This window comes from Bradyrhizobium sp. TM233, from assembly GCF_036247965.1.
GTDB classification, from domain to species: Bacteria; Pseudomonadota; Alphaproteobacteria; order Rhizobiales; family Xanthobacteraceae; genus Bradyrhizobium; species Bradyrhizobium ottawaense.
In genome coordinates this window covers 10,222-33,131 of sequence record NZ_BTIG01000022.1, presented here as the reverse complement: position 1 = coordinate 33,131, position 22,910 = coordinate 10,222, and the positions used below count along the sequence as shown (strand labels likewise).

The 22,910-nt window shown below is 65.4% G+C and carries 1 protein-coding gene (running past one end of the window); it reads right to left on the bottom strand.

Translation table 11 applies throughout. The features are described 5' to 3' along the window. Window positions 1–22,910: the 5' portion of a tandem-95 repeat protein gene (locus tag AABA86_RS29950; RefSeq protein ID WP_338309358.1), read on the bottom strand. 9,622 nt of this gene lie to the left of the window's left edge; only the first 22,910 of its 32,532 coding nucleotides appear in the window; the start codon lies at window positions 22,908–22,910; its stop codon lies off the left edge, out of view.

The window sequence follows — 22,910 nt, the reverse complement described above, 5'->3', positions numbered from 1 at the left end:
ATGCGGTTGTCGCCGGCGTCACCTCTGATCGTATCGTCCTGATACGAGCCCTGGACGATCTCGATCCCGGAGAAGGTATCGCCGAGCGCATCGCCACCGCCGGCGGCACCATTGGCCATGTCGACGGTGACCCCTTCCGTCGACAGCGTGTAGTCCGCCGTATCGATGCCGTCGCCGCCGATCAGCTGGTCCGCACCGCGGCCGCCGATCAGGGTGTCGTCGCCGGCATTGCCGATCAGAATATCGTCGCCGCGACCGCCCGACAGGATGTTGGCGAGCAAATCGCCTTCCAGCGTGTCGTCGGCGTCGGTCCCGGCCAGGTTCTGGATATTGGTCAGGACGTCGCCCTCGGCGTCGCCGCCATGGGCGGTGCCTGACGCCAGCGAGATCGACACGCCGGTCGCACCGAAACTGTAATCGGCCGTGTTGTTGCCGAGGCCACCGTCGAGCACATCGGCCCCCGCCCCGCCGGTCAGGACGTCGTCGCCCGCGCCGCCGAGCAGGGTGTCGTTGCCGCCGCGGCCCTCCAGGATGTCGTTGCCGTCACGTCCTTCGAGCCGGTTGTCGGCGGCATCGCCGCCGAGCTGATCGGCATATTGCGAACCGATCAGCGCCTCGACGCCGATATAGGTGTCGCCTTGCGCATAGCCGCCCTGGCCGACACGCGACTCGAGGTCGGCGCGCACGAGGAAATCGGAATTCTCGAAGCTGACGGTGTCGTAGCCGTCGCCGCCCGTGATGCGGTCGGCGCCGTCGCCCGCGTCGATCCAGTCGTCGCCGGCCCCTGCATCGATCTGATCGTCGCCGGTGCCGGCCTCGATCCGGTCGTTGCCGCCGCCGCCCAGCACGAAGTCGTTGCCGCCGAGCGCCTGGATCAGATCCGCGCCCTCGGTGCCGACGAGGTAGTCGGCCTTCGCCGTCCCACGCAGCAGGCCGTTATAGCTGTCGGCCACCGACGCCATCGCAAAGCCGGTGTCGGTCGCGCCGTCGGTGTCGGCGATGCGGTACTCGACCGCGACCTGGCCGGTGAAGCCGGCCGCGAAGTGCACGACGATGAACTTCTCGCCGTTCCAGTCGACCACCTCGGCCGTGCCGCGCGGCACGCGCTGGCCGAGCGCGAGCGCATCGGCATCGTAGACGCCGTCGACGCCGACGAAGGTCGGGCGGGCCCGGTTCGGGTTGTCGAGGTCGTCGTCGATCACGCCGTCGCCGTCATGATCGGCCTGCTCGATGTCGTAGTCGTTCTTCAAGAGATCGGTGACGCGCAGCACCAGCGGCGCATCGAGCGGCGTGACGAAGCCTTCGTCCTGGCCGACGGTCGGATCGTCGTTGGTCGGGACGATGATGATGTCGACATAGCCTTCCGCCGAGCCGTCGGCGTCGTCGGTCACCCCGTAGACGAAACCGGAGCTCTGGCTCGCGTCCCGGTTCGGCGTGAACACCAGGTTGCCGTCGGCATCGAACTCGATGGTACCGTTCAGCTTCTGGCCGGCATCGCCGCCGAACACCAGCGCATCCAGCGTCGTCGACAGCCGCCAGCCCAGGAAGCGGAGCGGATCGCGGTCCACGTCCGTGTCGTTGGCAAGCAGTGCCGAAATCGGAATGACGGTCGGGATATCCTCGTTGACATAGATGACATCGCGATGCGCGACCGGCGGCGCGTCGCCGACGTTCTCGAACCACATCGTGACGGTAGCGCCGTCGACCGCGCCTTCGTTGTCGCGGACGAGATAGCTGAACGACGCCTCGCCCCAGAAATCGGCATCCGGCGTGAAGATGATCGTGCCGTGGTCGGTGACCTCGATGTCGCCATGCACCGCGTTGCCGGCACTCTCGAACTGCACCGCGAAGCCTTCGATGTCGCTGTCGTTCTTGAGCAGGTCGATGATCGGGATCTCGATCGAATGGTCTTCCGTGCCGCGCAGGATCGGCAGGCTCTGGTCGGTATAGCTGTCGTTGCGGGCATCCGGCAGGTCGTTGACCGGCTGATAGGCCAGCGTCGCGCGGGCCCAGGCGGTTCCACCGTGACCGTCGTCGACCTGATATTCGAACCAGGCATCGCCGTTGAAATTGGGCGTCGGCGTGAACAGGACGGTGTTGTTCTCGAGCAGCACGGCGTTGCCGCCATGGCTGTTGCGGACGGCGGTGAGCGTCATGGTCTCGCCGTCGTGCTCGATGTCGTTGGCGAGCAGCCGGTCGGCGCCGATCACGATCGGGTTGTCCTCGCGGATCGGGTCGCCGTTGTCGGTGGTCTCGAACCGGTCGTCGTGCAGCTCCGGCGGATCGTTGACGGGCGTCACGGTGAAGCTAACCCGGCCCGTCGAGGTCGCCCCGCTGGGATCGGCGACGACGTAGTCGAAGTGAGCGTTGCCCCAGAAATAGGCGCGCGGGATCACATGGATCAGGCCATCGTCGCCGATCGTCACGGTGACGTCCGCATTGGAGATCACCGACTGCACCGAGAGCCCGTCGTGATCGATGTCGCTGTCGTTGGCGCTCAGCGTGCTCGGATCGAGCGTGAAGCCCGTGCTTTCGGGCGTCGCATCGACAACATCGTCATGCGCCACCGGCGCATCGTTCACCGCGGTGACCTGGATCGTCACCTTGGCTTCGGCCCGGCCGCCTTCGGGCGTGTTCGCGACGTAGCTGAACTCGGCGGTGCCGTTGAAATCGGCGTTCGGCGTGAAGGTGATGTTGCCGTCGCTGGCCAGCGCCACCGTCCCGTTGACGGCTTGATAGACCTGGCCGACGATCATGCGGTCGCCGTCGAGGTCGTTGGCCAAGAGCCGCTCGACGCGGATCACCAGCGAGCCGTCCTCGGCGACGGTGAAGCCCGTATCCGGATAGGCCGTTGCGACCGGGCGCACCTTGAGATCGACCGAAGCCGTGGCAAAGCCGTTGTGGCCGTCGGAAATCGTGTAGCTGATCGAGGCGGAGCCGTAGTATCCGTTGGTCGCGGTGTAGTGGATGTTGCCCTGGCCATCGATGGTGGCAACGCCGGAAGTGCCGGCATCGACCCCGACGATCGTCAGCGCATCGCCGTCCGCGTCGAAATCGTTGCGGAGCAGATCGGTCGCCTTGATGACGAGCTCGACGCCGGTGGTGACCGAGAAGAAGCCGTCGCCGAGGGCCGTCGGAGCACGGTTGCCCAGCAGCTCCCGCAGGGTCTCCTTGGTCCAGACCACGCCGTCGGCGAAGACGTAGCTCTCGATGCCCTTGGCATCGGCCGAGAGCGCATCGAACACGGTCACGCTGTCGGCGCTGTTGCCGGTGAAGCGGATGACGACGGCATCCGAGCCGCGATAGAGCTGCTCGACATGGGCTTCGGCCGAGGTGAAGTCCGCAATCTGGATCCGGTCGGTGCCACCCGTTCCGGAATCGACGACCGTGTCGTTACCAGCCCCGCGCCTGAACTGATAGAGATCGTCGCCGGCTGCGCCCGAGAGCAGATCGTTGCCCGCCCGCGCGGCGAAGGTGTCGTTGCCGTCGAAGCCGTAGACATTGTCATTGCCGCTGCCGTCGATATCCGACAGCGCGCGGGCCCGCATCGCGTCGCGATTCCAGACCGTGCCGTCGGCGAAACGGACCGACAGGCCGAACGCCGGATTGTTGGACGGACTGAGGGCGTCGATCAGCACCACGCGATCGCCCGCGCCTGCGAAGGAGAGCACGAGATCGTTGCTGTCGGGACCGGCGCGGACCGCGGAGACGACGTCCGCGACGTTGTAGTCGGTCAGGCTCAGGACGTCGGTGCCCTTGCCGACCGCGTTGATGCGGTCGTCGCCGTCGCCGCGGCGATAGAGATAGGTGTCGTTGCCGTAACCGCCGTCGATGAGGTCGTTGCCCTTGCCGCCCATCAACGTGTCGGCGCCGTCGGTGCCGATGATGATGTCGTTGCCGTCGGTGGTGAGGCTGGCGAGGATCGCCAGCTTCATATCGGCGACGGTGTACTGCGTGCCGTCGGCGAGTGCGATCGTCTCGACCCCGGCGGAGTTGGCGGCGAGCGCATCGACGATAACGATCTGGTCGGTCGTTCCGGCAAAGCGGATCGCGACATCGTCGCTGTCGGCGGCGATGCGGTGGAAGCTGATCTCGGCGGCGGAGTAGCCGCTGATCTCGAGCCGGTCGGCCGCGGACGACGCCTTGTCGTTGATGACGTCGCTGCCGTCGCCGCGGGCGAAGCGGTAGGTGTCGTTGCCGGCACCGCCGGACAAATGATCGTTGCCGAGACCACCGACCATGACGTTGTTGCCGGCATCGCCGGTCAGAAAATCGTCGGCAAAGCTCGGCGCGCGTGCGATCAGGTCGCTGGCTCCCCACACCGTGCCGTCGGCAAAGCGGATCGATTCGATGCCGCCTGCGCCGAGCGCGCCTTCGATGGTGATGCGCGCGCCGGTCGACTTGACGATCAGCGTGAAATCAGCGCCGTCCTCGCTCTGCGACACCGTGATGTCGTCAGGGACGATATCTGCCGCCAGCAGCAGCGTGTCGTTGCCGGCCGTATCGGCGATGCGGTCGTGGCCGCCATGGGCCGCGAACCGGTAGGTGTCGTCGCCGGCACCGCCTTCGAGGCGATCGTTTCCGGTGCCGCCGTCGAGGTCGTCAGCCCCGCCATTGCCGATCAGCAGATCATCGCCGGCGCCCCCGGCGAGCGTATTGTCGAGATCGTCGCCGCGAATGACGTCGTTGCCGCCCGTCGCCGTGCGGGCGAGCGCGATTAGGGTCGATGCGGTCCAGACCGTGCCGTCGGCGAAGGTGACGCGGGAGACGCCCATGTCCGCCGTCGCCGGAGAGCCGAGATCGACGCGATCACCGGTACCGATGATTTCCAGCACCAGATTGGCCGCGCCGCGCACGACGCGGATATCGCTCGACAGGATACCTGCCGCGAAGCTCAGCGTGTTGGTGCCGGATGCGTCGAGAATGACGTCCTGACCATCGCCGCGGGCGAACACATAGGTGTCGTCGCCGCCCGCGCCCTGCAGCACATCATTGCCGGTGCCGCCGATCAGCGTGTCGGCTCCCGCGCTGCCTTGCAGGGTGTCGTTCCCCGCCTTGCCGTCGAGGGTGACGAGATTACCCTGGAAGCTCGCGGGAACCGCAAGCACGTCGTCACCGCTCGATCCCTGCAGGGATCGCGTCAGCACGTCGTTCCAGGTCCAATTGGTGCCGTCGGCAAAGGCGATCGTCTCGATGGCGCTGGCGCCGTCGAGCGCGCCGGTCACGCGAATCCGACCACCCTCGTTGTTGATGCGCAATTCTACGTCGCGTCCGATCTGCACGACGCTGACGTCGGCCGCCGCGATTCCAGCGGCGAATTCCAGACGATCGGTGCCGCCGAGGTCGGAGATGGTGTCGCGGCCGTCGCCGCGCGCGAAGCGGTAGACGTCCGTGCCGGTGCCGCCGGCCAGCTGATCATCGCCTTGGCCGCCCTCGAACACATCCGTGTCGGTCGCGAAGCTGCCGTCGCCATAACCGGTGATGACGTCATCGCCGGAGCCGCCCGACATGATGTCGCTGCCGCCGCCGCCGACGATCTGGTCGTTGCCTTCCTGGCCCGCGATCAGGTCGTTGCCGAGGCCGCCATCGATCAAATCGTTGTCCGCGCCACCGGCCAGCCGGTCATTGCCGCCGAAGCCGCTGATGACGTCGTTGCCGCCATTGCCGAAAATGCGGTCATCGAGGGCGCTGCCGTTGAGGACGTGGCCGGCATCGTCATCATTGATGCTGATCGAATTGTCGATCGCGATCGGAACGCCGTCGAAATTGGCCGAGGTCAGCGTCGTGGCGTCGACGCCGAGCAGGCGTACCAGCTCCTGGTCGGGCCCCGACGTCGCCCGCATCATGACGACTGCATCGCTGCCCGATTGCGTCAGGAAGATGTTGCCGCCCTCGAACGGATTGGGATTGCTGGTCATCAGGCGGATGACGTCGCCGCCGGCGCCTGCCTGGAAATCGGTGATGACGTCGGCGACGATGGCCGCCGCACCCTGCCGGACCGGCAGGTAGTAATAGGTGTCGCGCCCGGCGCCGCCGGTCAGCGTGTCGACGGAGCTGTCGGCGGAAATGTCGCCGAACTGATCGTTGCCGGCACCGCCCGACAGGATGTCGGCCCCCTCGCCGCCCTTGAGATAGTCGTCGCCGGTGCCGCCGGTGAGCACGTCATCGCCGGCACCGCCGACCAGGAACTCGCCGCTGACGGCGACGTCCTCGACCAGACGGCCGCGCACGTCGGCAAGCGACAGCGTGACACCGTCGGCCGCAATCTCGAAGGCGTCGACGAGATCGCTGACGCTGCTGCCGAGGCCGTTGCGGACGATGATGCGATCGGCGCTTCCGGCGAAGCGGATGATCAGATCCTGACCGACCGCGCCGAAGCGGATCTGCGACAGGCTATAGCCTTCGATCCGCAACGTATCGCTCGTTGCATCGCCGCCGTCGGTGATCGTGTCGTTGCCGTCACCAGCGGCGAACACGTAGGTATCGGCACCGGCGCCGCCCGACAGCGCATCGTTGCCGAGACCGCCGACCAGACGATCGTCTCCCGTCCCGCCATTGAGCGTGTCGTCGCCGGCGCCGCCGAGCAGCACGTCGTTGCCGCCGAGGCCGGAGAGATTGTCGTTGCCGCCGCGCCCGTCGAGGCGGTTCGCGTCGCTGGTTCCGGTCATGGTGTCGGCGGCGTCCTCGCCGATGTACGACTGATCCCTCAGATCGTTCATCGTCCAGACGGTGCCGTCGGCGAAGGCAATGCTCTCGATGACGTTGCCCGTATTCGCGATCACATCGGTGAGCTTGAGCTCCTCGCCGGTGTCGCGAATCCGCAGGACGAAGCTGCGTCCGTCCGGCGAGGTGACCTTGATGTCGCCAGGCGCGACGCCGGCGCCGATCTCGACGCGGTCGGTCCCGCCGGTATCGGTGAGCGTGTCGCTGCCGTCGCCGCGGCCCCAACGGTAGACGTCGTCGCCTTGTCCGCCATTCAGCGTGTCGTTGCCGGTGCCGCCGACCAGGATATCGGCGCCGTTCGCTCCGGTCAGGGTGTCGTCGCCGGCTTCGCCGAGCAGCGTGGCTGCGCCGAAGGCGATCAGGCTGTCGTTGCCCGCCCCGCCCGCGAGGGTCTCGCCGTTCGCGGTGCCGAGAATAAGGTCCGCACCCGCAGTCGGCGTCTTCCAGCGCGCCGCGATGTCGGCGAAGGTCCACACGGTGCCGTCGGCAAAGGTGAATGCCTCGATGGCCCTGCCGTCGCTGGCCGAGCCGTTGTTGATGGTGATGCGGTCGTCGCTGTTGCGGAATGTGACGACGAGCGTCGAGGAATTGCCGACCAGCGCGACCTTGACGTCGGCCGGGTTGATGCCGGCGCCGAATTCGATCCGGTCGGTTCCGTTTGCGTCGGTGATGGTGTCCTGACCGTCGCCGGCTGCGAAGCGGTAGACGTCGTTGCCCTGGCCGTCGACCAGATTGTCGATACCCTTGCCGCCGATCAGGATGTCATTGCCGGCATCGCCGTTGATGGTGTCGTTGCCGCCATTGCCGTTGAGTGTGTCGTTGCCGTTGCCTCCGGAGATCACATCGTCTCCGGCACCGCCCCGGACGAGATCGTCGCCATCGAGGCCGGACAGGACGTCGTTGCCGATCGCCGAGCTCGGAACGGCTTGCGTACGCGTGAGGCTCACATTGTCGAGCGAGGCGCCGACGCCGTCCTGATTGCCGGTGCCGCGGAAGCTGAGTTGGTTGGTGCCGGCGGCTGCCGTCACCAGCACGCTGGAGCGCACCATCGCCGTGCCGGTATTGTTGAAGCTGGCGACCACCGTGCCGTTCCACAGCACGTCGAACGAGCCGTTCCAGTCCCAGGTGCGGTTGGCGTGGTCGAACTGCACCAGGAGCGTCTCGCCCTCGGTGAGACCCGTCACGTCCTGTGCGATCTGCACGTTACTGTTGCCGCCGCCAGTGCCTGTCCCGTCGAGATCAAGCCAGTAATTGCCGTTGGTCGCAGTGACGCCATTGTAGCCGGATGTCATCTGCTCGATGCCCGGCGTCGTCCCCGGCTGCGTGCTGTTGATCCGGGTCCAGCCCGGCAAATTCGTTGCCGAATAGCCCCAGCTTTGCGGGCTGGCATCCGCGGCAAGCTGCTCGAAGCTGCCGTTGACGATCAGGTTGGCGCCCACCGGCTGCCATTGGACCGATCCGCCGCCGTTGATGTCGTCCGAACCGGCCGTGCCGGTCAGGGTGTCGCTGCCGGCAGTACCGACCATCTGCGCGCCACTTGCCGAACTCACGAGCGTCGGCCGGTTCGAATAGGTCAGCCGCGCCTCGATGTCGGCAGCACTCCACACCGTGCCGTTGGCAAAACGGACCTGCGAGATCACGGCGTCATGGGCGTAGCGCGAGACCCAGACGCGATCCTCGGTACCGGCAATGGACAGATAGTAGTTGCTCATGAGATCGGGGGCGTCCGACAGGACGCTCACCTGCGCCGGGTCGATCGTCGCGTCGAACTCGATGACATTGACGTCCGCGCCGTACACGGAGTCGTGGATCCAGTCCTCGCCAAAGCCGGCAGAGAAGCGGTAGACATCGCCGCCGACGCCGCCATACAGCTGATCGGACCCGGTCCCTCCGACCAGGATGTCGCCACCGGAATTGCCGTCCAGATAGTCGTTGCCACCGCCCCCTTCGATGACGTCAGCGCCGACCGAGCCGTACATGCTGTCGTTGGTCGCGCCTCCGACCAACGGCGTGCCGCCTTGATACGGATGCTCGATCTGACTCCAGCGCGCCCTGATATCGTTGGAATTCCAGACGGTGCCGTCGGCAAACCGGACGTCGAAATCACCGGAGCCGAAGCCGCCACCCCACGTAATACGGTTTTCAGTCCCCGCAACGCGCAAGATCACGTCGGCATAGGTAATGTCGCCGTTATAACCGGACTCGTGCTCGATGATGATGTCGCTGGACGAGATAGAGGAGTCGAAGACGATGTGGTTGACCTCGGCGCCCCACTCGTAGATCTGGTCCTGGCCGAAACCGGCCGAGAAGCGGTAGGTGTCGGCTCCCTGGTTGCCCTGCATCTGGTCGTCGCCGGTGCCGCCGTCCAGGATATCGTCACCGGTGGAGCCGTTGAGGATGTCGTCGCCGGCAAAGCCCTTGAGGGTGGACGCGACGCCGTAATTGGGCTCGAGCTTGTCCGAGCCGCTGGTTCCGAAAACGTCGGCGCCCTGGTCGCCCTGCAGGTTGACGCCCAGCCACGGCGCGGCGAGCGCGGCCATGTCGTCATATGTCCAGATCGTGCCGTCGGCGAAATGGATCTCCGTGGACGCATGCAGCCCGTTCAGCATGATCTGGTCGGTGCTGCCGTCGATCGTCAGCAGCATGCTCGGCGGGTAACCATCTCCTTCGAAAGTGAGACGGACATCCGCAGCCGCAATCGTCGCGTCGAACTCGATGACGTCGGTGTCGTCCGCATAGTACGGCGTGACGTAAACCGTGTCCGAGCCGAATCCGGCCGAGAAGCGATAGACGTCGTTACCGTATCCTCCGTCCATTTCGTCGTGGCCAGCACCGCCGATCAGGATGTCGGCGCCGTCTCCACCGTTCAGGATATCGTTGCCGACGCCACCGATGATGGTTTCGTTGCCGGCATCGCCGTCGATACGGTCGTCCAAGGAGGTGCCGGTCAGCGTCTGATCGGTCGCGTCGCCCTGGATCACGCTGCCCGGCAGTGCCACGGCGGCGGCAACGAGCTGGTCGCGGGTCCAGATCGTCCCGTCGTCGAAACGGACCTCATCGACACCAACGGTATCATCGGCATAGGCGCTGCCGATGGTAATGGAATCGTCCGAGTTGACTGATCTCAGGATCAAATCGCCGTACTGCGAGAAGTAGACGGCAATGTCGGAGACCGCGACGGTCGAATCGAAAACGATCGCGTTCATCGCGCCGGCGTCGCGGACATCATTGATGACATCGTTGCCGAAACCGCTGGAGAAGCGATAAATGTCCGAGCCGGCATCGCCGATCAGGAGATCGCTGCCTGCGCCGCCGTCCAAGATGTCGTCGCCTTCCGCGCCCCACAGGAAATCGTCGCCGGCACCGCTGATCAGCGTATCGTTGCCGCCACCCCCATTGAGGGAATCGTTGTACGCCGTGCCGATCAGCGTATCGTCCGAGATCGCGCCCTGCACGTTGATGCCCGGCGCCGGCACCGCGGCGTTGATGATGTCGGCCAGCGTCCAGGTCGTCCCATCCGCGAAGCGGATGCCGGCAATGCTCTGGTAGGGGTCCGTGCTCAGCGTATAGCGGACTTCGATGACGTCCTCGGTGCCTTTCACGTGCACGAGCAAGTCGTCGGTGAGACCGCCGCCCTCGTACCGGTCATCGGGACGCAGCAGCTCGATGTCGTCAGGCGTCAGGCTGGAATCGAATTCGATCCAGTCGAGCCCGGTGTCGCCGGTGTCGATCGTGTCGTGACCGAAGCCCGCCGAGAACCGATAGACGTCGGCTCCAGCGCCACCGGACAGGAGATCATTGCCGGTCCCGCCGCTCAGGACGTCAGCACCGTCGCCGCCATAGAGGCGGTCGTTACCTGCGCCGCCGAGGAGCGTATCGTCGGTGCCATGGCCTTCGAGCAGGTCGTCCTTCGCAGATCCGCTCAGCGGGATCGGAGTCGGGATATCCGACGGCGAGATGGATCTGTCGTTGCTGGAGAGGCTGACCGCGCGGGCCAACATCTGCTGCCTGTCGAGCACGGTGCCGTCGGCGAAACGGATCTGCTGGATCGTATCGAGATCGGCGATCGTGATCCGGTCGTCGCTGCCGGTGAAGCGCAGCCGGGCCTGACCGAAATCGGAATTGCCGTTGCCGTCGGTCGAAACATAGGCTTCCAGCACGAAATCATCGATCGAGAGCGAGGAATCGAACACGATGACGTTGTTGCTGCCGTTCGAGGTCGATTCCTCGATCGTGTCCTGGCCGAAGCCCGCGGAGAACCGGTAGGTGTCCGCGCCGGCGCCGCCCGTCAGCAAATCGTTGCCGGCGCCGCCGGTCAGGACGTCATTGTAAGCGCTGCCCGTCAGCTGATCGTAGCCGCCGCGACCATCCAATATGGCGCCAGTCGCATAGGCTGACGCGTTGAGGAGTTCGGCAGCATCGGTCCCGGCGATGCCGTTGCCGAGCACCGCCCCGATCTGGGTCAGTCCGCTCCGGTCATTGGCGTCGGCCAACGCGAGCATGTCGGTGTAGTTGAGCGTGCTGCCGTCGGCGAAGCGCAGCTGCTCGATCCGGCTCCAGTCGGTATCGAGGCCTCGCTGGATCGTGATCCGGTCCTCGGTCCCCGCGATGGCGATGATCAGATCCTGGCCGTTGCTGGCGCGCGTCAACGACAGGTCGGCGGCGGTGATTCCGGCCCCGAACAGAATAGTGTCGTTGCCATAATTCCAGTCGCTGATGACGTCCTGGCCGTCGCCCCGGTTGAACACATAGGTGTCGTTGCCGTTGCCGCCACGCAGCCAGTCATTGCCGGTGCCGCCGATCAGGATATCGTCGCCGTCGCGACCATCGAGGATCGTATCGTTGCCGGCCCCCCCTGATATCGTATTGGCGAACTGGTCCCCGGCAAACGTGTCGTCGCCGCTGGTCGGCGTCAGCGAGCGGTCGAGCAGCTGCGCATAGCTGAGCGTGCTGCCGTCGCTGAAGCGCAGCAGCTCGATCCGGTTGAAATCGGCGCTGACGCCGCGCTCGATCGTGATCCTATCTTCGGTTCCCGCGATGGCGATGATGAGGTCCTGACCGCCATTGCCTTGCGTCACCACCACGTCGGCGGCCGTGATGCCGGCGCCAAGCTGAATGGTGTCATTCCCATAATTCCAATCGCTGATGACGTCCTGACCGTCACCCCGGTTGAAGATATAGGTGTCGTTGCCGCTGCCGCCGCGCAGCCAATCGTTACCGGCCCCGCCAATGAGGGTGTCGTCGCCTTCGCGAGCGTCCAGGATCGTGTCGTTGCCGACCCCGCCCGAGAGCGTGTTGGCAAACTGGTCCCCCGCAAACGTGTCGTTGCCGATCGTCGGCGTCAGCGAGCGATCGACCATCTGCGTGTAGCTGAGCGTGCTGCCGTCGGCAAACCGCAGCTGTTCGATCCTGTTGAAATCGGCGCTGAGGCCGCGCTCGATCGTGATCCTGTCGTCGGTCCCCGCGATGGTGACGATGAGATCCTGGCCGCTGTTGCCTTGCGTGACCACGACGTCGGCGGCCGTGATGCCGGCACCGAACTGGATCGTGTCGGTCCCGTAATTCCAATCGCTGATGGTGTCCTGACCGTCCCCCCGGTTGAACACATAGGTGTCGTTGCCGCCGCCGCCGCGCAGCCAGTCGTTGCCGGTCCCGCCGGTCAGGATGTCGTTGCCGTCACGAGCATCCGCGACCGTGTCGTTGCCCGCGCCGCCCGACAGCGTGTTGGCCGAATTGTCTCCGTTGAGCGTGTCGTCGCCCCAACCGCCTTGAACGGGGACCGCGCCGGTGGCGGTCAATGTCTGGTTGGCAACCACCGTGAAGGCGGCGCCGGCGAAATTGACGCTGGTGAGGCTCGCCGGCGAGACGTTGTCCAAACGCAACAGCAGCCGCGCGTCGGCAAAACGCTGCGTTCCCTGCTCTGCGAAATAGATCAGCGTGTCGGAGCCGACCGCACGCGCCAGCAGCGTCCCGGACAATCCCTCGCCAATGGCGATGTTGAGACTGTCGCCGGCATCGCCGCTCCTGAAGTTGGTGACGACGTCGACACGATCGCCCCAACGCGAAAGCGGCACAAAAACGTCATATCTGTTCTGTGCGGCTGCACCGGCGAGCTCCCGCGCGAACAGGCCCGAGCCGATCTGCTCGACGGTCCCGACCGTCGACGGGTCGACACCGGCCCCTTGCAGGGTGGTCACCGAGAGGATCTGGACCCGCTGATCGTTGGTCGCGCCGCCCGTGGCCGCGCCGAAGCCGTACCAGACGTCGCCATCGCCGCCGAACAGGCTGCCGACGACATCATAGGTCTTGCGCCCGATCGGCGTTCCGTCGACGCTGTAGCTGAAGGTCTTGCTCGCTGCGTCCCAGCTGATGACGACATCGTGCCAGGCGGCGTCCTCGAGCTGGCTGAAGTCGTGCCGCGGGTCGAAATTGTCGTCGCCGGTCTGGCCGTTGACGACGAACTGGCTGAAGTCGGTCGCCTGCCCCCAGGTATCGAAAATGATGCCGAACGAGCCGGAGACCAGCGTGCCCATCCCGCCGCCGCCCGACCCCGTCAGCTCGCCCGCGCTCTTGTTCTGGACGGCAAAGGACAAGCCGTCGGCACCGCCCTCGTTGGCACCGAAGAACATCTTCGTGGTCCAGATCACGTTCTGCGACAGGTCGATACTGCCCCAGACGGCGCCGGCCCTGCTACCGGCCTCCGGCGTCAATTGATAGGTGCCGTTGCCGAGGTCCGTGGCCGAACCGACCGCGGCAAGGCCGGTGACGGGCCGCGAGACGGAATCGTAGCGGGCAAGGCCGATGGTCGAGGATTCCTGTGATCCTCCCCCGCCGGATCCCGGCCCCGCGCCTGCGAAGACCGGGTCGGCGAACGGATCGGCCGACGGATTGCTCGGATGCAGCACGTGCTCGGCCGCGTCGGGCGTGAGCGCGCGCGAGAGCAGCGTCGCAGCACTCCATTGCGTGCCGTCGTTGAACCGCACGACGTCGATCGGCGGCGCACTCGCCGTGGCCTGGCCGACGATCGTCAGCCGGTCGTCGCTGCCGACGAAGCGCAGCACGATGTCGTTGCCGTCCCTGATGACGACGACATCGCTCGGCACGATCCCGCTGTTCAGGCGCAGCGTGTCGCTGGAGCCGGTTGCGTTCGCCGCCTCGCGGATCGTGTCGCGGCCATAGCCGCGGCCGAAGACGTAGGTGGTGTCGCCGATACCACCGGCGAGCACATCGTCGCCCGCACCGCCATCGAGCGTGATCGCGATGTCGAGCTGCGGACCGAAATCGATCGCGTCGGCGCCTGCACCGGTCGATGCCGCGGCGTGCGAGACGATGTCGGCGAGCTGCCAGACCGTACCGTCGGCGAATTCGAATTGCTCGACCCCGTAGTCGGTGGCGCTGTTCCCGGCGCGGAACATGTCCTTGAGCGTCAGGCGGTCGTCGCTGCCGACGAGGCCGATCACGAGGTCGTTCGGACCGACCGAGAGGAAGCGGATATCGCTCGGCAGGATACCGGCCGCGAAATGGACCTTGTCGACCTTGGACGCATCAGTGATCTCGACATCGGCGATCGTGTCCTGCCCGTCGCCGCGCGCGAAATAATAGAGATCGGCGCCGCTGCCGCCCTCCAGCAGATCGTCACCCTTGCCGCCGGTGATGACGTCGGCGCCCCTTCCGCCTTCGAGGTGATCGTTGCCGAGACCGCCGGAGATCACCGAGCCGATGTCGGGATTGGCGAGATCGGAGGGAACGATGACGTGGTCGTCGCCGTCGGTCGATGCGATCGCGGCGGCAAGCGCCCGGTAGCTGAGGCTGCGGCCGTCGGCAAAGACGATCTTCGCAACCACCGGATCGATGTCGCCGGCGGGATCGACCAGCGTGACGCGGTCATCGGTGTCGTTGATCGACAGCACGATATTGCCGTCGGCATCTCGCGTGGTGACGATGTCCTCCAGCGCGATACCAGCGCCGAACACGAGCGTTCCCTTGCCGTCGGCCGAACCGTTGCTCTCGATACGATCCTGCCCGTCGCCGCGTCCGAACCGGTAGACGTCGTCACCGCCGCCGCCGACGATCACGTCGTCGCCCGTCCCGCCGCTGAACGTCTCGCTGCGCGCGGAGCCGACGATGCGGTCGTCCTGCCAGGTCCCGACGTCGGCTGCCATGTCGCGGAGCTGGTCGAGCGTGAACGATGTGCCGTCGCTGAAACGGACCGCGTCGACGCCGTTCCACCCCCAGACGTAGCGCAGCACGATCTGGTCGGTCGAATCGGCAAAGGACAGCACCAGCTCGTTGCGCGCCGGGTCGATCTGGGAGACGCGCAGTTCGTCGGGTCGATAGCCGGTGATGGCCAGCGTGTCGTTGCCGGAGCTGTCGTCGATCACGTCGCGGCCGTCGCCGCGCGTGAAATTGTAGGTGTCGTCGCCTGCCCCGCCGCTCAGGAGGTCATCCCCCGCGCCGCCGGCAATGACGTCCGCGCGGCCGCTGCCGATGATGATGTCGCTTCCCGCGCTCGCCTGCCCGGCGATGGCCGCCTGCACCAGCGCGGTCCCGTTCCAGGTGACGCCGTTGGCGAATTCGATGTTCGGCAGGCTGCCATTGCCGAGCGCGCCCCTGACGATCAGCTGGCTTCCCGACGAGAAGGAGACGATGAGGTCGGTCGAGTCGGTCGCGACGAGCCTGACCACGGCATCGCTCGAGGCGTACGCTTCGAGCACGATGGTCGCGCTGGTCACGCCGGGGGGCATCTCGACGCTGTCGATACCTTCCGAGGCGCCGATGACGACGCGCGAATCCTGGGCCAGGATCAGGCGGTCATGGCCGGCGCCGGGATGCAGCGTGCTGGCGGCCGGCAGCTCGCGCAGGTCGACGAGGTCCTGGCTGGCGTTCGACAGGCCGTCGCGGATGATGCCGCGCACATCCTCGATCGACAGCGTCGTGCCGTCGGCGAAGACGAAACTCTCGACCGGCCTTGCGCTATAGCCGGACAGGATGGCGAGCCGGTCGACGCCGTTTCCGATTGAGATCAGCAGATCGCCGTCGATGTTGCTGAAATGGACGAGGTCGGGCGTGATGCCTTCGCCGAACACCACCTTGTCGACGCCGCCGGCGTCGTCAACGCTGTCGCTGCCGTCACCAATGCCGAATTTATAGGTGTCGTTGCCGAAGCCGCCCTCGAGCGCGTCTTGGCCGGCCCCGCCCGACAGCGTGTCGTTGCGGTTGTCGAAGCCGATCAGGTGGTCGTCGCCGGCAGTGCCGGTCAGCATGCGGTCGATGATGGCCTCAATGGACAGAATCCGCCCGTCGGCGAACTCGAACTGCTCGACGCGGCTGGTCGACAGGCCGTTGACGATGGTCAGGACATCGAGGCCGCTGCCGAGATCGATAACGAGATCGTTGCCGTTGCGGCTGACCACGATGTCCTCGAAACGCACGGAGGCGCCGAACACCACGCGATCGACGATGCCCGCCGTGTCCGGCCGCTCGATGATGCGATCGAAACCGTAACCGGCGGAGAACGCATAGGCGTCGGCGCGGTTGCCGCCGTAGAGCGTGTCGTCGCCCTGCCGCCCGTCCAGCACGTTCTCCTGCTCGAGCAGGCCCGTGATGATGTTGTCGCCGCGGTTACCCCCGGCGATCTGGAGCAATTGCTCGACGTCCGAGATCTTGATGGTCGAGCCGTCGAAGAAGCGGAACAGCTCGACGCCGTCCTCGGCGTCGCGGAACTGGTTGCGGATGCGCAGCGTGTCGGTGCGGCCGGTGATCGAAATCAAGAGGTCGTCGCCGTCCTTGGTGAAGACGACGTTGTCGCGGGTGATGCCGCCGCCGAACTGGACGACGTCGTCCACCGGCACGTGCACGCCGCGCCGGTCCGACCAGCTCGCGCGCACGCGGCGGTCGACGATGACGTCCTGGCCGTAGCCGGCGTCGAACTTGTAGATGTCGCCGCCGTCGCCGCCGACCAGCGTGTCGTTGCCGCCGCGTCCGTCGAGCGTTTCGGCGAAATTCGAGCCGGTGATGGTCTCGTCGCCGTTGGTGCCGACAAGATCGATGTCCTCCGGATTGACGTCGAGGAACGACACCGTGCGGTCGGTGAAGACCAGGCTCTCGACCGCGTAGGTCTGGCCGTCGTCGCGGACATACTGGTTCTCCAGCACGAAGCGCTGGCCGGTGGCGCGGACGGTGATGATCAGGTCGAGCACGGTGCGGGAGAAGTCGACGTCGGTCGAGGCGATACCGGAGAGCACGAGCTGGTCGTTGCCCGAGCTGTCGAGGATGGTGTCGTTGCCCTCCCCGAGCGCGACGTAATAGACGTCGTTGCCGCCGAAGCCGACGAGACGGTCGTCGCCGGCGCCGCCGTCGATCGAGTCGGACAGCTCGTCATAGCCGTAGATGGTGTCGTTGCCGGCGGTCTTGGCGATGTCGATGTAGTGCTGGGCCAGCTTGAAGCCGGTCCAGACCGTGCCGTCGCCGAACTTGATGTCCTCGATGACGTTGATGAAGCCGAGGATCGGAACGGTGGCGAGGAAGTCCTGCAGCACGACCTCGTCGGTCGTGCCCTTGATGCGCATGCGCAGCGTGTCGCTGGCGCCGTCGCGCAGGAAGTCGAGGTCGGTCCAGCGGATCTCGTCGACGAATTGCAGCTTGTCGTGCTGCGGCGGATCGAACAGGCCGGGAATGGCGTTGTCGAGGACGACGTCGCGGCCGTAGCCGCGGCCGAAGATGTAGGTGTCGTCGCCCTCCTTGCCGGACAGGAAGTCGTTGCCGGCGCCGCCGTCGAGCGTGTTGGCATTGATCATGCCGTAGATCGCATCGTCGTTCGCGGTCTTGGCGTTCTCCAGCACCTTCTGCACAATCTGCGTGAAATCGAGGCTGGAGCCGTCGTCGAAGACGAAACGCTCGATCAGGTTCGGCGCGACATAGTCGAGCCCGTCGCTGCTGCCGAGCGCGTCGGAGAACAGGCCGAGGCCGGTCCTGATGCCGGCGAACTGGCCCTTGATGACGAGCGTGTCGCCGGTCGGATTGCCGTTATCGTCGAGGAAGACGATCTGCAGATCGGGGCTTTCGCCGTCGCGGATCAGCTTCAAATTCTCAAGCTTGATGCCGCCCTTGAAGCTGAGCACGTCGATGCCGGCCTTGACCGGCCCGAACGAGAAATTGCCGAGGTCGTCGATGACGTCCTGCCCGTCGCCGGCCTGGAAGACGTAGATGTCCCCGCCGGCGCCGCCGCTCATGTAATCGTTGCCTTTGCCGCCCCAGAGGATGTCGGCCGAGCCCGAGCCCATCAGGCTGTCGTTGAACTGCCCCGCGGCACGCTCCCGGTCGAGCACCTCCATCGACATGCGGAAGCGGTCCCAGGCCACGCCGTCGGCGAACACGATGGCGCTGACGCCGGAATCGGCCCGCTTGCCGTTGCTCAGCAGCGCGTTGTTCTCGCCGAGGAACTGATCGGTCAGGCGAATGGTGTTGGTGCGGCCGCGGATCTGCAGGATCAAATCTTCGCCGTCGCGGATCGCCTTGACGTCGGTCGACAGCACGTCGGTGAGGCGCAGCTCGTCGCTGTCGCCATAATCCTTGTCGTCGATGACGTCGTCGCCGGAATTGCGCCCGACGAAATAGTAGTCGGCGCCTTTGCCGCCGCGCAGGGTCTGGTTACCCGCGGTCATGTAAAAATAGTCGGTCGCATCGGTGCCGTTGACGATGACGTCGCCGGCCGTGTGGGTAATGATGCGCTCGTCACTGATCCCGAGCGCGTGCGCGACGCCGCGGATGTCGAGATCGACGCCGACGGTCTCGAAGGCCGGCAGCATCATCTGCATAATGAAGGCCTGGTTGACCGCGAGCGTAGAGCCGCCGAGATTGCCTTCGCCGGATGGGTGATAATCCGGATAGACCTGCGCCAGGATGCCGTTCCACTGCGCGAGGTAGTCGAACACGGCATCGCCCGTGTTGCTCGCCGGCGCACCGGCAAAGATCGCCTCGAACATCGGGGCGAGCTCGCGGTTGGTGGTCGGCTTGTAGCTGTCGGAGGCGAGATCGTAGGTGAGCCCCCGGAAGAAATCCTTCAAGCCGCCCTGCATCGCGACGCGCACCGCATAGCGGCGCGAGGTCGCGATGTACTCGGTCATGACCGGCTGCAGCATGTCGATCATGGTCGCGATGCCGGAGACGTAATGCGCCGGATCGGTCGACAGATTGGCGCTGCCGCCGGGGCCGACGGCATAGGCGATGTGCCCGGTCGCATTGTCGAGCTGCGCCGTCAGCATTTCCGGGCGGAAGTCGATGCCACTGAGCGAGGTCGCGAAGTGGAATTGCGCCGGCGTCAGCATCTCGACGCGGTAGGTGGAATCGTCGGTCGAATTCACCTCGTCGAGCGTGGCGAAGTCGATCGCGTAATTGCGCAGGTTGAATTCCCGGGAATCGCCGGTCTTCCACTCCAGCTGCAGCGCACGGTCGAGATTGCGCGCCCAGACATAGAAGGTGCCGTCCTGGTCGGTCACCTTGACGGTGTAGTCGACGGCGATGCCGTCGGTGAAGCGCACGCCGATCTTGTCAACGGGAAGGTTGGCGTAGGGGTTGAAGCCGAGTTGCTCGGTCCGCCACTCGGTGCCGGTGGGATGGGCGAGCGCGAGGATGGCGTCCTTGCTGGCGTAGCTGGTGGCGGCATCGGAGGCCAGCTTCCAGCTGCCGTCGGCCTGCTTGATGCCGTAGTCGAGGACGACGGCGCGCCCGTTGATGACGCTCATCAGATAGGGCGCGGCATCGCGATCCGTCAGCGCAGCGTCGCGGTCGGACGGCGACCAGGTCTGCTCCACGCGCCAGCTCGCGCCGGACGCGGCCGCCTGCGCCAGCACGTCCTGCATGGTGGCGCGCGCGATCGGCTGGCCCTGCGCGTTCAGCACCGGCGCGCCGGAGGCGAGCGTCCAGTGGCCGCCCTGGGCGTCCTCGACATAGACGCCGCGGTCGAGCAGCACGGCCTTGCCGTTCGCGTCGGTGCCGACCAGGACCGGCGTCAGCTCGCGCGTCTGCTCCAGCGCCTCGCCCCAGGCGCCAAGCACGTCGCCGACCTGCGCCACCAGCGTGCGCAGCTTTGGAATCGTCATCGCCGCCGCCGTCGAGGTCACGAGCTCGCCGAACGCGATGTCGTTGGCGGCGGCGACCGCGAGGTTGGTCACCCGCCCAAAGCCCTTGACGTCGAGCGTCGAGCCCGACTGCCAGACCGCATGGCCGGCCTCGCCGGCATATTTGGTGTCGGTGTCGTTCGAGGCCAGGATGGCGTCGTACATGTGCCTGACGGCACCGGTCTGGAAGGTGACGTCGCCGACGCCGGTCAGGTGCGCGCCGTCGGGCGTGGTGATGTCGATCGCGGTGGCGCCGAGATCGATGCTGATGATGCCGAGCTGATCGAGCGTCTTCAGCTCGCCGGCGTCGGTGATGCCGTCGCCATCGAGGTCCTGCCATACCCTGAGTTCAGACCACAGCACGTCCGCGGCCGTGATCTTGCCGTCGCCGTTGGAATCGAGCGTAGCGAGCTGCGCAAAGCCGGACTGCCCGACCCCGCCGAACATCTCCGAGACGTCGTCGATCCCGCCATTGCCGTTGAGGTCGCGGACCAGGAAGCCGTCGTTCCCGCTGAGCCAGCCGGTGCGCTCGGCGAACAGGTCGTGGTCAACGTCGAAATAGACCTGGCTGACTCCGAGGTCGGTTGTCTCGATACCGTTGCCATTGAGATCGATCACCAGCGGATCGGCACCGTCCGCCCATTTCATGCCCTTCGCGAACCGCGCCGCGGCGGCGCCAAGGGTCACGGCCTGATCGATCAGGGTATTGCCGCCATATTGAGCGGCAATGGCAATGCCGTACACCCCGAGCAGCGGCTCGAGCATCGTCATCAGATCGGCGATCGGATTGGGCGCCTTAAACACCATGCCGAAAGTGCCCTGGCCGGTGAGCTCTGCCTGCTGGAATCCGATGTAACTGCCGACGAGATCGAAGTTCTCGATCTTCATCCAGCCCTTCAGGATGCCTTGCGCATCCAGCGCCTGCTGCGCCTTGTAGGCGTCGCTCGCGGTGCCGCCGAACACCGCCGTGAACAACTGATCGAACTGGTTGGTGACGTACATGTCCAACCCGCCGCGGGCATTGGGTCGGAACGCATAGGTCATCCACGGAAGCAAATGATCGAAATAGATCGACTTCGCCGGATCGTATTTGCCGCCGTTTGCAGCAGCCGTTGTCAGAAAGTTGGTGTAGCCGACGACGGCACCGACGCCGCCGAATGCCGCGAGACCCGCAATGCCGCCTTCGGCATTGCCACCGGTTAGGGTCAGACCATAGAACTTGAGCACGTCATGGTGCTGCGCGTCCTTGACGATGGTGTTCGCCGAGTACCAGATGTTGTCGGCGTTGGCGGCGGTGTCCTCGACCTTGGACGGTGTCGTCTTGGGCGTTCCGTCCGGATTGAGGATGGGATTGCCCTGAGCATCGAGAACGGGCTTTTCGTAAGTCCCGCCGACGGTGTCGCCCCAGATGATGCCGCCGTTTGAGGTGTTGTAGATCCAGTCGCGGCCAAGACCGCCGGCAGTCGTCGCCTTCTGTCCACCTGCAGCGATAACCCAATCCTTTCCTTCCCCACCGTCAAGGACAAGGGTCAATTCGCTTTGCGCAACCTTCCGCGTGTCCGGCTGGCCATCTGCCAGAGGGAATCCAATCTTCTCTCCGGCATTGAGAACCTTCGGGAATACGCCGACAAGGACATCGTCGCCTTTTCCTCCGGATGCGAACCCGAAGCCGGAGTGAAAGAGCCAGTCATTGGGATCGCCGCCGAGCAGAACAGCGTCGTCATATCCCCATAGCGCGGCGTTCTTCTCGTTGTATGTGTAGCCCGCACCGCCAGTACCGACGATCTGAAAGGTATCCATGGCGATCTTAGTGATGCCGGCCAGAAGCTCCTGGGCTTGGGTCGCCGATGGCAGAGAACTCACCGCCTGCTTCAAATAGGAGGCCGCGGTCCCCTCGAAGGTCTTCATATAGCCGAGGACCGTCGAGGCGGATTTATAGAGGATCGAATTCGGCTGGTCGGCGTACGCCTCGACGAGATTGGTCGCGACGGCCCGCACGCCCAGATAAAGGCCAGCGCCTGTGAACGCGACGACGCCAACGGTGCCCCAAACCGGTGCGGTCGAGATCGCCAGGCTCGACAGCGCGCCAATGACGGGAATCGCAACCGCCGTGATAAGAGCCGTCTTCGCCGCCCAGGCAAAGAACGGAGCCGTGAATCCGCCAGCTTTCTTGTACTCGGCAATGCCGTCAAAAACCGCGAGCAGCGCACCGGCAGCAACTCCCGTCAGCCTCATCGCGTAGCTTGCGGGGTTGCCGTCGTAGTGGATCAGCCCGACGACATCGTTCCATGCCGCCTTGTAATATCCCAGAACCGACTTGCCCACCCTGACAAGTTCTTCGGGAAGCCCATCGAAATAAGTCGAAAAGACGTCGAAGAACGCGTTCTGCCAACGCGCGAGATTTTTGGTGACCGTTTCGGCCGCAGCCTGCGCGCCTTCAGCGGCCGTGGAAGCGATCTCGAGCGCCTTGCTCCAGGTTTGCGCGACGGTCGTGGTTGCGAAGTCGATGGCTGCGGTCGATTTTTCTGCCGCGCCGAGGATCGCATCGGCAAGGAGCTGGACCGATTTTTCGAATACCGGATTCGCCTTGTTATAGAACGCCGTGAGGTCGGTTCCAAGCTTGTCGAACGCAGTCGTTGCGAGCGACCGCATCGTCTTCCAGAAGCCCTGTTCTCCTGCTGCAAATTCCTTCAGTACCTTGCCCAGCGAAATCAAATTCGAGTCGATCGACGCAAGATTTACGCTGCCGCCGGCGAGCTTGTCGTAGAACAGCGGCTCCGCCACGAAGCCGCCAAGAATCTTTCGGCCCGTTATCGGATCAAGAATGTCGGAGGTGTAGAGACGCGGCTCGAACTGCCGGACCGAATTGTAATAGGAATCGGCGACCGAACTGAAGTTCGCCAACCTCTTGGCGACTCCCTCCGGGGCTCCCGCCGAGGCATCGAGAATTTGCTTCTTCGTCACACCGTCAAACGTTGCGTTGTCTGCAGACGCCTCAAGGGCAGCAGGCAGCTCGATATCCCGCGCAATGGACGGCACCGACATGTCGGTCCGTTCCGGCAGGAACAT